Consider the following 14,898-nt stretch of genomic DNA (forward strand, 5'->3'; position numbering starts at 1 on the left):
CAGAATGTCTTAGACTTGGTCTCTAACTAGTGAAATTTAAAGGCGCAATATGCATCGCAATCTAATGAATTGGCTCTTTGGCTTATGCGCCCTCCTATCCGGCCTGCAAATTGCCAATGCCGCAAACAGCTGCAGCCCACTCCTCTCTCATACCTTCCCACGTTTACAGGATGAGGCACCACAGAACCTTTGCCAATATCAAGGCAAAGTCATTCTGGTAGTAAATACAGCTAGTTTCTGCGGCTTTACAAGTCAATACGAGGGTCTTGAGAAGATTTACGCCAAATATAAGGACCAAGGTTTTGTAGTGCTTGGTTTTCCTTCTAATGATTTTGGACAACAAGAGCCGGGGAGCAATAAAGACATTGCTGATTTTTGTAAAAACACCTATGACGTGAAGTTCCCAATGTTTTCTAAAAGCGCAGTCTCAGGTAGCAACCCAAATCCTTTATTTAAGATGTTGATTGCCAAAACTGGTACAACACCTAAATGGAACTTTTATAAGTACTTGATTGATCGCAATGGTAATGTGATTGATTCTTACGGCAGCATGACTAAACCAACTAGCAGTAGTATCACCAATCAAATTGAAAAGCTTTTAGGAGAAAAGGCCCAGTGAGTCAAAAACGAATTGCCATCATTGGCGCAGGTATCTCCGGACTGGGTTGTGCATACGCCTTAAGACAACATCCTGAATTTGAAATTACCCTATATGAATCTGGTGATCATATTGGCGGTCATAGCAATACAGTAGATTTCGCTTACAACATCAATGGGGACAAAGTGACCCACGGTGTGGATACTGGCTTTCTAGTTTTCAATCGCAAAACATATCCCCGCCTAGTTCGACTATTCGAGGAAATTAAAGCCCCTGTAGCCCCTTCAGAGATGTCATTTTCTGTCTCTATTGATGACTCTATGAAATCAGGCTCAAATAAAAAGATTGAATGGGCAGGCAACGACATCAACTCTTTTTTCGGTCAGCGCTCCAACCTTCTGTCCCCCTCTTTTTGGCGTATGGCTTATGACATCTTGCGCTTTAACCGTTTAGCCACTCAGCTAGCGCAAGAGCAAATTGATGCCGGCCATCAGTACAAAGAACCAGATGAAAAAATTGCAGACTTTTTAAAACGTCATCGTTTCAGCCAAAGTTTTAAAGAAAATTATTTCCTGCCAATGATTGGCGCAATCTGGTCATGCTCAGTAGAGCAGATGCTTGAATTCCCCATTCAAACTATGGTGCGTTTTTGCCATAACCATGGTCTTTTGCAAATTCAGAATCGCCCACAATGGCTAACCATCAAGGGCGGTTCGCGCGAGTACGTAAAACGAATTGTTGCTGCGATAGAAAAGCATGGTGCAACCATCAAGCGCGAACGTGTTCTGCGAGTTAATGCAGGTCATGATAACGGTCAAGTGGAAGTTATCACTCAGGCTGGCTCAGCCTACTTTGATGAAGTCATCATGGCTTGTCACAGCGATCAAACGCTAGACATGGTTCACGGTATTGATCAGCAAGCCAGAAATATTTTGGCAGCCATTCCCTATCAAAAAAATCGCGCCATCTTACATACAGACACCCACTTCTTGCCAGAGGCAAAACGTTGTTGGGCTGCCTGGAACTACACCGCTAAATCTGGTGATCAGCCAAATGCAAGGCAACACGTCAGCGTAAATTATTTAATTAATCGCTTGCAACCGCTTCCAGACCAACTTAAAGATGTACAAATTATTGTTAGCCTAAATCCTTCCGAAGAGCCGGATCCGAAACTAGTGCATCAAGAGATTCACTATTCGCATCCTGTATTTGATATGAGCGCAATCCAGGCTCAGAAAGAACTCCCTTTGATTCAAGGCTCATCATCTATATGGTATTGCGGTGCTTGGACGGGCTTTGGCTTTCATGAGGATGGATTGCGCTCGGGCGAACTAGTTGCAGAGGCTTTAATTGAGAGTATTCGTCAACCTATTAAGGTCAAACAAGATAGTTAATGTCGAAAGCAAAGATTAACTTTGGGGTAGTTAAGCACCAGCGCATTCGGCCAGCTAAGAATGCGTTTGGCTATGGAGTGTTCACCGTATCTATTCCAATGCGCGCTCGTAAGACCAACCCAAATTTACTCAAAGATGACGGCCTCAGCGATAACAGCTGGGGGTTATGTGCATTTTTTGATAAAGACCATGGCCTAGGAGAGGCGGATAGCCTTGCCTGGATCGAAAAAATTCTTGCTGATAACCAAATCCCACACATAGACGGTGAAATCTGGTTACAAACCTTTCCAAGGGTCTTGGGGTATGTCTTCAATCCAGTAAGCTTCTGGATTTGCACTCGAGCCGATGGCAAAGTACAAGCGGTACTTGCTGAAGTAAACAATACTTTTGGCGAACGTCATTGCTACTTACTGCACAAAGATTCAGGCGAGGAGTTGCACTCAGGTGAGACACTTACCAGCAAGAAAGTATTTCACGTCTCTCCATTTTGTGAAGTAAAAGGCGAATACCATTTCCGCTTCTTATTTCCACAAGACAGTAGTAGCGGCAAAAACAGTGTTTATCGCATTGAACTCCATGAAGACGGCCTACCCCTCATCAATACCAGCATTAGCGGCACCAGCCGCCCACTAAGTCGGGCTAATATCATTTCGGCAATGCTCCGCTACCCTTTGATGAGTTTAGGTGTCATTTTCCGCATTCATTGGCAAGCATTGAAATTATGGATAAAAGGTGTACCCTTTCATTCAAAGCCCAAACCACCAGAACTTGAAGTTAGCAGATGAATCGCCCAGGACAATCCCTTCTCTCGAGATTAAATTTTTCTCGCCCTCAAGAGCGAGCTAGCTCTTCACATAAATATCAAATTAGCGCCAAGGCACTTTTAACGCTCTTGACCCAGCTTAGCAGCGGCTACTTGAGGTTGACCCTACCGGATGGGGACAAAAAAGAGTTTGGTAATCGCAACGATCAACTGCATGCTGAAATTCATATTCTGGAATGGTCGGTATTTAAAGAAATCATGTCCCATGGAGACATTGGTTTTGCAGAGAGCTACATTCAGGGCAAATGGAATACCCCTGATCTCAAGGCATTACTTGAGCTAGCCATTCGCAACCGAACCATCCTAGAAAAAGCCATCTATGGCAATTGGTATGGATCTATTTTCTACCGCCTGAAACATTGGTTAAGGGATAACAGCAAAACAGGTAGTCGCAAAAACATTCATGCTCACTACGATCTAGGTAATGCCTTCTATACCCTATGGCTCGACTCCACTATGAGCTACTCCAGCGCCTGGTTCTCCGAGGGAGACAAACAAGGATTGGCCGATGCTCAACGCGCAAAAATTAGACGTATTCTAGAATCTCTTCAAACCAAACCTGGAGACCATCTCCTAGAGATTGGTTGTGGTTGGGGTGGGGTAATGGAAGAATCACTGCGCACCAACAGGTCAATAACTGGCCTTACTTTATCTACAGAACAAAAAGCTTTCGCTGAAAAACGTCTTCTAGCGGTACAAAATGAGATGGCAAGTGCACCTGCATTTGAAGTGCGACTTCAAGATTACCGCGATTGCCAAGAAAAATTTGATGGTATCGCCTCAGTAGAAATGTTTGAAGCAGTCGGCGAAAAGCATTGGCCGGAATACTTTGAAACTATTGCCCAATGCTTAAAGGCTGGTGGCAAAGCTTGTATTCAAACTATCGTTATTGCTGAAGATCTTTTCGAGCGCTATCGACGCAATACTGATTTCATTCAGCAATATGTCTTTCCAGGTGGAATGTTGCCATCTCGGGAGAGCTTTAAGGCAAGCGCTGCAAAGGCTGGCTTACGAATCGAGCAAGAATTTGCTTTTGGCTCTGACTATGCAAAAACACTTTGCTTGTGGAGAGACAGCTTTAATCACAAACTTCAGGAGGTACGCCAATTAGGATTTGACGAAGCCTTTATTCGTCTCTGGAACTTCTACTTAATGTACTGTGCAGCTGGCTTTACAGAGCGCAATATTGATGTTGTGCAATTTACCCTCAGTCACCAACCATCAATAGCATCCGCTGATGCACTAAGCGCATGAAACAATCGGGCATAGATCATTTCTCAGGAAAAAGAGTCTGGGTCATTGGCGCATCCAGCGGCATTGGCGAGGCCTGTGCGAAGGCTTTGCTACTACAAGGTGCCAAAGTTGCACTCTCCAGCCGCAGAGTAGAGCGCTTAAATCAAATTGCTCTCAATGGGGAAGCAAATCAAACACTCGTTATTCCACTAGACGTTACGAATGATGAACAGCTTCAGGCGGGATATAAAACTATCCTCAATACCTGGGGTGGCGTTGATCTCCTACTTTTCGTATCTGGCATGTATATACCTCTTCGTGCAGATAACTTTGATATCCAAATTGCCGAGAAGACAATTGATGCCAACCTTTTAGGACCAATGAGAGCCGTTGCATTGGTTACACCCGACATGCTGAAAGCCCACTCAGGGCACATTGCCATCGTTGGCAGCGTAGCAGGATATAGTGGCCTACCAAAAGCCTTGGCCTATGGCCCTAGCAAAGCAGCGATCATCAATTTTTGTGAGAATTTATATTACGACTTATTGCCTACGGGTGTCAGCGTACATATGATTTCACCAGGCTTCGTTGCTACTGAAGCAACAGCACAAAATGATTTTGAAATGCCAGCCTTAATTAGCGCTGAAGAGGCAGCTAAAGAAATTTTAGATGGAATTCATAAAGGGGAATTTGACATTCATTTCCCAAAACGATTCTCAAGATTTTTAAAATTTCTCAGAATCTTGCCGTATCCAATCTACTTTTGGATTGTGCGCCGCTTCGTAAAAATCTAAGCAACACCAGAGCATTACTTTCTCGAAGTTATTGCTTGTACTTATTCTTACGAATTTTTTCTTCCAAGTAATCCATAACCAAGATTGCCTTAGCTTTAGTGCCGGCAATGGATGGTGAAGTCACATATTTGCCCTGCATCACAATAGTAGGTACGCCATCAATTCGATAGGCTTCAGCCATTTGCTTTGCAGCACGCGCTTTAGAAATCACCGCAAATGAACGATAAGTAGCTAAGAACGTATTGCGGTCTATTCCCTGGGATGCAACCCAATCAGCAATCTCTGGCTCAGTTAAAAGACGTTTATTTTCTTTATGCATTGCGTACATAACTTTTTCATTGAGAGCATCGCCTTTGCCCATCGCCTCAAGGGCATAAAACAATTGGCTGTGCGGCATGAAGTCATCACGGAAAGCTACGGGGACTCTTTTGAAAACAACATCCTTAGGCTGACGCTTTACCCAGCTGCTTAGCTCAGGCTCAAAGTCGTAACAATGTGGGCAACCATACCAAAAGAATTCGATGACCTCCACCTTCCCTTTGGTCTCTACTGGCTGAGCAATAGGCAATATGCGGTAATCAAAGCCTTCTTCAATTTTTTGTCCTTGAGCAGCCACAAAGCCACTCAAAGAAAGGAGTGCAAATACTGTAATGAATCTTTTGCTAAATGAAATCATGATTTACTGGATTTGATTAAGGTTGGTTTAATGCCCATGCCATTCAATTTATCGCGAACAGGATTACTGTCTTCAACGCTGTTGTATGGACCTACACGAACACGCCAGAGGGTATTGCCATCAGCCGTCACCTCACTTAACTGCGCCTGAATTCCCTGAATAGCTAAATTGGCTTTTTGCGCGTCTGCATCTGCGCGCTTATTAAATGCGCCTACTTGCAAGAAATAAATCGAGTCTGATTTTGCTGCCGGAGCTACATCGGCAGGCTTGTCAGCAGATTTCTTGCCGTTCACCAAATCGCCAATTGGATCCGCTGATGTGGGCGCAGGTGATTTACCTTGAAGCGGCTTATTTAGATCTACAGGCTCAGCAGGGGTGGCCGCCTCGCCTTCAGCAGGCGCAGGAGAAGGCTTGATAGTTAATGGAAGACTTGGGGCACGCATGCCCGGTCTTTCTTGAGGGGTATTTTTAGAAAGATAAAAGGCGATGACAAACGCAATTCCAAGACCGGCGCCCAAACCCAAAATAAAGCCAAGGATAGTGCCGCCATATTGGGTGTTTTTGCTATCAATGCTGCCAATGCGCTTTACGAAGCCAGTTTTCTGATTCGGTGTTTTCATTATTTCCTCATCTTACATCCACACCCCGTACCTCGCCATTACATCTTTGCTGGCGCGGATACTCCGAGTACTTTTAAGCCATTTTGCAACACCTGACGTGTTGCAGACAACAGCGCAAGACGTGCTAACTTTAAATTCTGATCATCTACCAATACGCGATCGGCATTGTAGAAAGTGTGGAAATCTCCCGCCAAATCACGCAGGTAAAAAGCTAATGCATGAGGAGCTAACTCTTCCGCAGCAGATGTCAGCATTTCTGGATACTCCGCCAAACGACGCAGTAAATGATCCGATGCCTTGCTTTGCAATAGCGATAGATCTGCTCCAGCTAAATCCGCTGTTTGTCCACCCCATTGCTGCAAGATTGAACTGATGCGCGCATGCGCATACTGAACATAGAACACTGGATTTTCATCATTCTGCTGCAAGGCTAAATCAATATCAAAAACAAATTCGGTATCTGCCTTACGCGAGATCAAGAAAAAGCGCACGGCATCACGTCCGCGCTGCAATGCCAATTCTCTCTCTTCAGGAGTCATCTCTGGAGTGACGCCACCAGACCACTCAACCAAATCTCGGACCGTCACATATGAGCCAGCACGCTTAGAAATTTTGACTTCTTCGCCATGACGCATCACAGTCACCATCTTATGCAAAACATAATCTGGGTAGGTTTTAGGGATATCCCAACCGCGCTTCTGCGCTACACCCTGCAAGCCTGAACGTACACGGGCAATCGTTCCATGATGATCGCTACCTTGCACATTAATCACCTTCTGAAAGCCACGATTCCACTTGCTGGTGTGGTACGCGACATCCGGCACAAAATATGTAAAGCTGCCGTCTGACTTACGCATCACACGATCTTTGTCGTCACCATCATCTGTAGTCTTTAACCACAGCGCGCCTTCAGCCTCATAGGTCTTGCCTATGTTTTGAAGATCGCTAACGATTTGAGCAACACTTCCGTCGGTGTACAAAGAAGACTCGAGGTAATAACAATCAAATTTAACGCCGAAGGTTTTTAAATCAATGTCTTGTTCATTACGAAGATATGCAACTGCAAACTGACGGATCGCTTCAATGTCGTCTTTATATTCTGGTGAAGCCTTAAAAGCAGTTGCAATTTCTGCAATATATTCGCCGTTATAAGCTTGCTCAGGCCACTTTGCATCACCTGGCTTTAAACCTTGTAAACGAGCCTGAACTGATAAGGCTAAATTCGCAATCTGCACACCAGCATCGTTGTAATAAAACTCCCGATGAACTTTAATGCCCTGGGTTGCTAATAAGTTCGCTAAGGCATCACCAAGCGCTGCTTGACGTCCGTGACCAACATGTAAGGGACCAGTTGGATTGGCAGAGACAAACTCAATCATGGCGCTTGGTGCAGACCCAGCACCTAAAGCGGATTGGCCAAAATGCGTACCAGAGGAGAGTATCTCCTGCACTACGGCAGTTTTAGCGGCATTACTCAGGCGGAAATTAATAAAACCAGGGCCAGCGATTTCGCAAGATGCAATCAGCTCATTAAAGCCATTCTGTTGCTGCAAACGCTCAACCAAGGCTTGAGCGAGCTCGCGCGGGTTGAGCTTCCAAGCCTTCGAAAGCTGGAGGGCGATATTGCATGCGACATCGCCATGATCAACGGCCTTAGGGCGCTCTAAACGGGGTGTAGGAGGCGCCTCTAGGCCGCGCTCCTGAGCCAAGCCCGCCAGTGCAGTGCTCAGCATTTCAATTAAGCGATTTTTATTAGTAGACAACATAGATAAGTGAGTTTATCAGGTGGTAAGCTATCGAAATGATCTATCAATTTCGCTCAAAAGCTGGTCCAGACGTCATCATGCTGGCAGATCTGACCAAACGAATTTTTGATATTTTGGGGCGCCCCCTAGATCCTCGAGGGATCCTGACGGTTGAACAACTCCCAAATCTAATCACTGCGCTAGAAACCGCCATTCTCAAAGATCTTGAGGAACGAGCAAAAGTGAATGAAGACTCTGAAAATGGTGCCGAGAAGCCTAAGCTGGCTGATCGCCTTGGGCAGCGAGCCTACCCATTTCTAGAGCTCATGAAGCAAGCAAGATCCAAGGACGAACCCGTCATGTGGGGCGTTTAGTCCAACAAGCTTGCTAGCTGGCGGCGGGTATCTTCAACACTCTGGCCACGACGTTTTGCCAAATCCTCAACCTGATCATCAGAAAGTTTGCCCACATTAAAGTAGCGCGCATCTGGGTGAGCCAAATAAAAACCACTCACACTAGAAGCAGGATTCATCGCCATAGACTCAGTCAGAGTCATGCCAATATCTTCTGAACCAATGACTCGCAATAAATCTTCTTTGACCTCATGGGCAGGACAGGCTGGATAGCCAGGAGCTGGACGAATACCGCGGTACTCTTCGTTAATCATTTGATCGTTAGTCAAAATCTCATCGGTTGCATAACCCCAAAGATCTGTACGCACACGATGGTGCATTAACTCCGCAAATGCTTCTGCGAGACGATCCGCCAAAGCCTTCAACATAATGGCGCTGTAGTCATCATGCTTTGCCTGAAACTCAGCTACTTTCTTTTCTACACCATGACCGGTTGTGACTGCAAAACAACCGAGGTAGTCCGCAACACCAGAATCTTTTGGCGCAACGTAATCAGCCAAACAACGATTCGGTCTACGTACGCCATCTACAACCGGACGCTCAGATTGTTGACGTAAGTTATGCCATACAAACAATGGGTGCTCGCGTGTTTCATCGCTATAGAGAACAATGTCATCACCAACCGTATTGGCAGGATAGAAGGCAACTACAGCATCAGCTTGTAGCCACTGACCTTTAATGAGTTTATCGAGTAAAGCCTGGGCATCGGCAAATACCTTGCGAGCCTCAACTCCTACAACTTCGTCATCGAGAATGGCGGGGAATTTACCTGCCAAGTCCCAAGTCTGAAAGAACGGTGTCCAGTCAATGTATTTTGCAATGTCGCTTAGTGCAAAGTTTTTAAATACGCGACGGCCGATAAATTTTGGCTTTTCTGGAACGTACGAAACCCAATCAATCATCTCGCGATTCTTGCGAGCTGCTTCCAAGGAAATTGTTGGTGCAGCTTTCTTATTGGCATGTTGCTCGCGAATACGCACATAGTCATCACGCAAATCTTGGATGAATTTCTTAGCGCTTTCATCAGACAACAAACTAGAGGCCACAGATACCGAGCGGGATGCATCGGGTACATAGACGACGGGACCATCGTAATGCGGAGCAATTTTCACCGCAGTATGTACGCGAGAAGTCGTGGCGCCACCAATCATGAGTGGAATTTGACGCTCACGGAAATAATCATCACGCTGCATCTCTTGTGCAACATAAGTCATCTCTTCTAGAGATGGGGTAATCAAGCCTGATAAACCAACGATATCGGCATTCTCTTCCTTGGCGCGCTTCAGAATTTCTGCGCAAGGAACCATCACACCCATATTGGCAACTTCAAAGTTATTGCATTGCAGAACAACGGTCACAATATTTTTACCAATATCGTGTACGTCACCCTTCACAGTCGCCATCACAATCTTGCCTTTAGCTTTGGCTTCGCCACCAGCGGCAATATGTTGACGCTTCTCTTCTTCTATATACGGAATCAAAATAGCAACCGCTTGCTTCATCACACGGGCACTCTTAACTACTTGCGGTAAGAACATCTTGCCGGCACCAAATAGGTCACCGACAACGTTCATACCATCCATGAGTGGGCCTTCAATCACTTCAATAGGCCTACCACCGGCACCCATAATTTCTGCACGCAGTTCTTCTGTATCTTCTTCGATAAACGTTGTAATGCCATGCACTAAGGCATGCGTTAAGCGCTCACGAACTGGAGCTTCACGCCACACCAAGTTTTCAACCTGCTTCGCGCCGCCGCCTTTAAATTGATCGGCAATATCAAGCAATCGCTCTGTTGGAGTTTTGCCATCTTTCTCTTTAAAGCGATTAAGAACTACGTCCTCAACACGCTCACGTAACTCAGGATCTAGGTCAGCGTATACGCCCAGTTGACCAGCATTCACAATGCCCATATCCATACCCGCCTGAATGGCGTGATACAGAAACACTGTATGGATTGCTTCGCGCACACGGTCATTACCGCGGAAGGAGAAGCTCACATTAGAAACGCCACCGCTTACCTTGGCACCTGGCAGATTTTCTTTAATCCAACGGGTAGCATTAATAAAGTCAACAGCATAGTTGTCATGCTCTTCAATACCAGTAGCAATTGCAAAAATATTTGGATCAAAAATAATGTCTTCAGCTGGAAAGCCAATTTCATTTACCAAGATCTCATAGCAACGCTGACAAATTTCAGTCTTGCGCTTGAATGTGTCCGCTTGACCCACTTCATCAAAGGCCATGACCACTGAAGCGGCGCCATAACGACGAATTAAGCGCGCTTGCTTTCTAAATGACTCTTCGCCCTCTTTCAAGGAAATCGAATTCACAATTGGCTTGCCTTGAATACATTTCAAGCCTGCCTCGATCACACTCCACTTAGAGGAGTCGATCATGATGGGCACACGGGCAATATCAGGCTCAGATGCGATCAGGTTTAAGAAGCGAGTCATTGCCGCTTCAGAATCCAGCATCGCCTCATCCATATTGATGTCAATAACTTGGGCACCATTCTCAACCTGCTGACGGGCTACTACGAGCGCTTCATCAAATTGATTATTCAAAATCATGCGAGAAAATGCTTTTGAACCAGTGACGTTAGTACGCTCACCAATGTTCACAAAGCCAACATCGGCTGTAACGTTAAATGGCTCGAGACCAGAAAGCTTCATTGCTGGCATAGCTTTTTTCTCAATCTTGCTCATGCTGATACCTCAGCATTCTCGCGATAAAAGGCACGAGGTTTGCGCTTGGCAACAGCATTGGCAATTGCGCGAATATGATCTGGCGTAGTGCCGCAGCAGCCACCAACTAAATTGACTAAACCATCTTTTGCAAAACCATCAACCAAGCTAGATGTAATTTCCGGCGTCTCATCAAAGCCTGTATCACTCATTGGATTAGGCAATCCAGCATTAGGGTAACAAGACACCGCAGCATCACATATACGCGCTAACTCTGCAATGTAAGGACGCATCAGCGCAGCACCGAGTGCACAGTTCAAACCAAACGTCAGTGGCTTAATATGACGCAGGCTATTCCAAAATGCTTCGACTGTTTGCCCAGACAAAATACGTCCAGATGCATCCGTTACTGTTCCAGAAATCATGACTGGTAAACGCTCACCAGTTTCTTCAAAAAATTCATCGAGAGCAAAGAGTGCAGCTTTAGCATTGAGCGTATCGAAAATAGTTTCGACTAAAAATAAATCCACGCCACCAGCAAATAAACCTTCAATCTGTTCACGGTAGGAGGCGCGCAAAGCATCAAAAGTTACATTGCGTGCTCCTGGATCATTTACATCAGGTGAAATACTTGCAGTCTTTGGTGTTGGCCCAATCGCGCCCGCAGCAAATCGTGGCTTATCTGGGGTGCTGTATTTTTCACAAGCAGCGCGCGCCAATCTAGCAGAGACCTCATTCATCTCACGTGCCAGACCAGCCATTTTGTAGTCCTCTTGCGCAACTGAAGTTGCACCAAAAGTGTTGGTCTCAATAATGTCTGCGCCCGCATCTAAATACTGCTCATGAATCTTGCTAATAATTTCTGGCTGAGTCAGTACGAGCAGCTCGTTGTTGCCTTTAATGTCGCCAGGATGATCAGCGAAACGGGTATTGCCTGGCAAACCACGGTAGTCAGCTTCGGTTAACTTGTACTGCTGAATCATGGTGCCCATAGCGCCATCCAAAATGAGGATGCGCTGCTTTAAAAGCTCAGGAAGCTTTTGACCGCGGGTATAAGGCTGGGACAAACCATTAGATTGCATTGTTAAACCGGGATTAATCTCTAGAATCCCTTATTCTATTGGAAAAGCCACTTTTCATTTACCCCGGAGCCCCTATGTTTGGAACCATTCCCGAATTTAATCAAAGCCTAGATATGTTTAAAACCATGTGGGGACAAGGTGCGGCAGCTCAGGCCGGGCAATTTCCCTTCACAGCAGATGCGTCTAAGGCTGCTGGCGGCTTTGGAGCTGCTTTCCCTGGCCTAGATGTGGATGAGCTAGAAAAGCGCATTAAGGACCTTAAAAGCGTTGAAAACTGGCTAAATTTGAATCTCAACATCCTCAAGTCGACCATACAAGGCTTAGAAGTTCAGCACGCCACCATGATGGCCCTCAAATCCTTTGGCGATGCCGTCTCTGCAGCAGGGGCAGCAGCTACAGCACCCAAGGAAGAGTCCGAGACAAAAACGACTAGCGCTAAACCACGGAAAACCGCAACACGCCGTCGTCGCAAAGCTGGCGACGCAACTTACCTCGACGAAGTAGGTAATTCAGATGAGCAATAGCCTCACCCATCGCAAAAGTAAGTTGATGAATATCTAATTCGCGCTTAAACAAGACCGGCACAATCTCTCGAGCATGTGCCGGTTTTTTACATGCGCCCAAAGCATCTGCTAAGCGCTCATCATGATGTGCCTTCAATTGCGCAATACGCGGTCTGATTCCTGTAAATGGCTTTCCATGAGAAGGTAATACCAAAGTATCTTCTGGCAACGCTAAATATTTTTCAATAGAGTCTAAATACAGTCCCAGAGGATCTGCATCTGGATCAGCGTCGTAAACACTGACATTAGTAGAGATGCGGGGTAACAGCATATCTCCAGAGATCAGCACACCAAGCTCTTTGCAAAACAGAGAAGCGTGTTCAGGCGCATGTCCATACCCCATGATCACTTGCCAAGAATGCCCACCAATAGAAATACTTTCACCATCAATAATGCGGCGATATTGACGCGGCACTCCAGGAACCATATTGCTGTAGTAATTAGAGCGCGCTCGAATTTTTTCTAAATCTTCTGGTGTCGTTAATCCATGTCTTTGAAAATGATCTGCAGAACCTCCGCTACCAGCACGCGCGCCCACTGCAGCGCCACCCTCTTTGCAGCTTAACCATTGAGCGGTTAAGTAATCAGTCATAGAGATCCACAAGGGCACTTTCCATTTTTCACACAACCATTGCGATAAGCCCACATGATCAGGATGCATGTGAGTCACGATGACACGCAAGACTCGCAAGCCTTCAAGCTGAGTAGCAAAGACCTGCTCCCACGAGGCTTTTGTCTCATCATTAGCAATACCGCAATCCACCATCGTCCAGCCTGAAACGCCGTCGATTTCATCGCGCAGTAGCCATAGATTGATGTGGTCTAAGGCAAACGGTAGGCGCATACGAATCCAACGAACACCTGGCACAACCTCAATACTGCTACCCACTTCCGGAAGTGCGTCTCCTAATGGATAATGGATCTCAGCTTCAGCACTTGCTTTGTTTTGAGTGTTCATGATTTAACGTAATTTCTTTTATCTTTTACTTCTAGGTTTGCTTTGACAACAGTTCCATCACCCTGCATTAATTGGTGTGACATTAATCCTGAAAATGGTTACTGTCGTGGCTGCTATCGTACCCTGAATGAGATTGCTGATTGGTCTGATATGACCAATCCCGAGAAGCTTGAGGTTTGGGCACAACTATCTATTCGCAAACCCCAAGCACCGCAGTAAAACTTCTTTATATAACTCTACTTCTTTCTTTATTTATTAACGTCGACAATCAAGCGTCCACGTACATTGCCTGCCATTAATTCTTGCGCATATTTAATGGATTCTTCAAGTGAAATTTCATGTGAGATTTCATCCAAAGTTTTCAAATCCACTAATTTGCTTAGTTGCTCATAGGCAGCGATTCTTTTTGCACGCGGCACGGTCACACTATTGATGCCGTAAAGAGTAACGCCTCGCAAAATAAATGGCGCAACAGTGGATGGAAAATCCATGCCTTGCGCTAATCCACAAGCCGCTACTGCACCATCACTCTTGGTTTGTGCACAAGCATTTGCCAAAGTATGACTACCAACGCTATCTACAACAGCAGCCCAACGCTCTTTTGCCAGCGGCTTACCGGGTGCAGATAGAGCGGCACGATCAATTACTTCGGCTGCACCTAATTTTTTAAGGTAGTCCGCTTCGGCCAATCGACCAGTACTGGCTACAACGGTGAAACCCAATTTACTAAGAAGCGTAATTGCAAAGCTGCCAACACCTCCTGCAGCACCCGTCACCAGAATCTCACCATCGCTCGGTTTAAGTCCATGCTTTTGTAGCGCCATGACACAGAGCATTGCGGTATAGCCCGCCGTACCAATTGCTAATGATTGCTTGGCAGTAAATCCTTTTGGCAACGGAATCAACCAATCAGCCTTCACACGAGCCTGCTGCCCCAGACCACCCCAATGTCCTTCGCCCACTCCCCAGCCATTGAGAAGCACCATATCGCCAGCCTTAAAGTCAGGGCTAGTACTTTCAATTACCTCGCCTGCAAAATCAATCCCGGGCACCATCGGAAAGCTACGCACTACTGGACCTTTGCCGGTAATGGCTAGGCCATCCTTATAGTTAAGTGTGGAATACAGTACCTTTACACGAACATCGCCCTCTGGGAGGCTAGCCTCATCTACCTGGGCCAATTCTGCACGATAGCCTTGATCGTCTTTATTTACCAATATTGCTTTAAACATGTCTCATCCTTTTAGAGCGAGGTATTTCCCCGCAGCAATTGCTTAATAGGTTTATCCTAACGAGCATTGCTGATTATGGA

Annotated in this window: 15 protein-coding genes; 8 read left to right on the top strand and 7 right to left on the bottom strand. The window is 45.8% G+C overall.

The features are described 5' to 3' along the window. Positions 1-64: 64 nt before the first annotated feature. From QMF28_RS09455 to QMF28_RS09475, 5 genes are read left to right on the top strand one after another with little or no spacing between them, the layout of a single operon-like run. Entirely contained in the window at positions 65-619 is a 555-nt protein-coding gene (locus QMF28_RS09455) for a glutathione peroxidase (protein WP_425594920.1), read from the top strand. Then, positions 616-1,992 carry an NAD(P)/FAD-dependent oxidoreductase gene (locus QMF28_RS09460; RefSeq protein ID WP_281742453.1) on the top strand — a complete coding sequence of 459 codons (1,377 nt, stop codon included), beginning with the start codon at positions 616-618 and terminating at the stop codon, positions 1,990-1,992. The genes QMF28_RS09455 and QMF28_RS09460 overlap by 4 nt, the downstream gene beginning before the upstream one ends. Beyond that, a complete protein-coding gene (locus tag QMF28_RS09465) occupies positions 1,992-2,777 on the top strand; it encodes a DUF1365 domain-containing protein (protein WP_281742454.1) in 786 nt (261 codons plus the stop codon). Before QMF28_RS09460 ends, QMF28_RS09465 begins: the two co-directional genes overlap by 1 nt. Further along, on the top strand, positions 2,774-4,069 hold the full coding sequence (locus tag QMF28_RS09470; protein WP_281742455.1) for an SAM-dependent methyltransferase: 1,296 nt from the start codon (positions 2,774-2,776) through the stop codon (positions 4,067-4,069). Before QMF28_RS09465 ends, QMF28_RS09470 begins: the two co-directional genes overlap by 4 nt. Next, the gene (locus QMF28_RS09475) at positions 4,066-4,842 is read left to right on the top strand and encodes an SDR family NAD(P)-dependent oxidoreductase (protein WP_281742456.1); all 777 of its coding nucleotides are present in this window, start codon (positions 4,066-4,068) and stop codon (positions 4,840-4,842) included. The genes QMF28_RS09470 and QMF28_RS09475 overlap by 4 nt, the downstream gene beginning before the upstream one ends. A gap of 28 nt (positions 4,843-4,870) precedes the next feature. Here QMF28_RS09475 and QMF28_RS09480 read toward each other — a convergent pair whose 3' ends face one another. From QMF28_RS09480 to argS, 3 genes are read right to left on the bottom strand one after another with little or no spacing between them, the layout of a single operon-like run. Next, a complete protein-coding gene (locus QMF28_RS09480; protein ID WP_068319752.1) occupies positions 4,871-5,518 on the bottom strand; it encodes a thiol:disulfide interchange protein DsbA/DsbL in 648 nt (215 codons plus the stop codon). Further along, entirely contained in the window at positions 5,515-6,138 is a 624-nt protein-coding gene (locus QMF28_RS09485; protein WP_281742457.1) for an SPOR domain-containing protein, read from the bottom strand. The genes QMF28_RS09480 and QMF28_RS09485 overlap by 4 nt, the downstream gene beginning before the upstream one ends. A 38-nt stretch (positions 6,139-6,176) precedes the next feature. Then, a complete protein-coding gene (gene argS / locus QMF28_RS09490; protein WP_281742458.1) occupies positions 6,177-7,904 on the bottom strand; it encodes an arginine--tRNA ligase in 1,728 nt (575 codons plus the stop codon). Positions 7,905-7,939: 35 nt separating this feature from the next. On the opposite strand from argS, the gene QMF28_RS09495 reads away from it, so the two are divergent. Further along, entirely contained in the window at positions 7,940-8,257 is a 318-nt protein-coding gene (locus QMF28_RS09495; protein ID WP_281742459.1) for a DUF1840 domain-containing protein, read from the top strand. On the opposite strand, the gene metH is transcribed toward QMF28_RS09495, so the two are convergent. After that, entirely contained in the window at positions 8,254-11,004 is a 2,751-nt protein-coding gene (gene metH, locus QMF28_RS09500) for a methionine synthase (RefSeq protein WP_281742460.1), read from the bottom strand. The genes QMF28_RS09495 and metH overlap by 4 nt on opposite strands. After that, positions 11,001-12,065, bottom strand: a complete 1,065-nt coding sequence (locus QMF28_RS09505; RefSeq protein WP_068319764.1) for a homocysteine S-methyltransferase family protein — start codon at positions 12,063-12,065, stop codon at positions 11,001-11,003. Before QMF28_RS09505 ends, metH begins: the two co-directional genes overlap by 4 nt. Before the next feature lie 74 nt (positions 12,066-12,139). Between QMF28_RS09505 and QMF28_RS09510 the strand changes: the two genes are divergently transcribed. Next, the gene (locus tag QMF28_RS09510) at positions 12,140-12,589 is read left to right on the top strand and encodes a PhaM family polyhydroxyalkanoate granule multifunctional regulatory protein (RefSeq protein ID WP_216212962.1); all 450 of its coding nucleotides are present in this window, start codon (positions 12,140-12,142) and stop codon (positions 12,587-12,589) included. Here the strand turns inward: QMF28_RS09510 and QMF28_RS09515 are convergent. Next, positions 12,501-13,586 carry an MBL fold metallo-hydrolase gene (locus QMF28_RS09515; RefSeq protein ID WP_281742461.1) on the bottom strand — a complete coding sequence of 362 codons (1,086 nt, stop codon included), beginning with the start codon at positions 13,584-13,586 and terminating at the stop codon, positions 12,501-12,503. The two genes, QMF28_RS09510 and QMF28_RS09515, sit on opposite strands and share 89 nt — an antisense overlap. Positions 13,587-13,628: 42 nt before the next feature. Between QMF28_RS09515 and QMF28_RS09520 the strand changes: the two genes are divergently transcribed. Continuing rightward, the gene (locus QMF28_RS09520; protein WP_082786336.1) at positions 13,629-13,805 is read left to right on the top strand and encodes a DUF1289 domain-containing protein; all 177 of its coding nucleotides are present in this window, start codon (positions 13,629-13,631) and stop codon (positions 13,803-13,805) included. 29 nt (positions 13,806-13,834) lie between these two features. Here QMF28_RS09520 and acuI read toward each other — a convergent pair whose 3' ends face one another. Further along, entirely contained in the window at positions 13,835-14,818 is a 984-nt protein-coding gene (gene acuI / locus QMF28_RS09525) for an acrylyl-CoA reductase (NADPH) (RefSeq protein WP_281742462.1), read from the bottom strand. Positions 14,819-14,898 lie beyond the last annotated feature (80 nt).

Origin of the sequence: Polynucleobacter yangtzensis (assembly GCF_027924165.1) — a bacterium.
Taxonomy (GTDB): domain Bacteria; phylum Pseudomonadota; class Gammaproteobacteria; order Burkholderiales; family Burkholderiaceae; genus Polynucleobacter; species Polynucleobacter yangtzensis.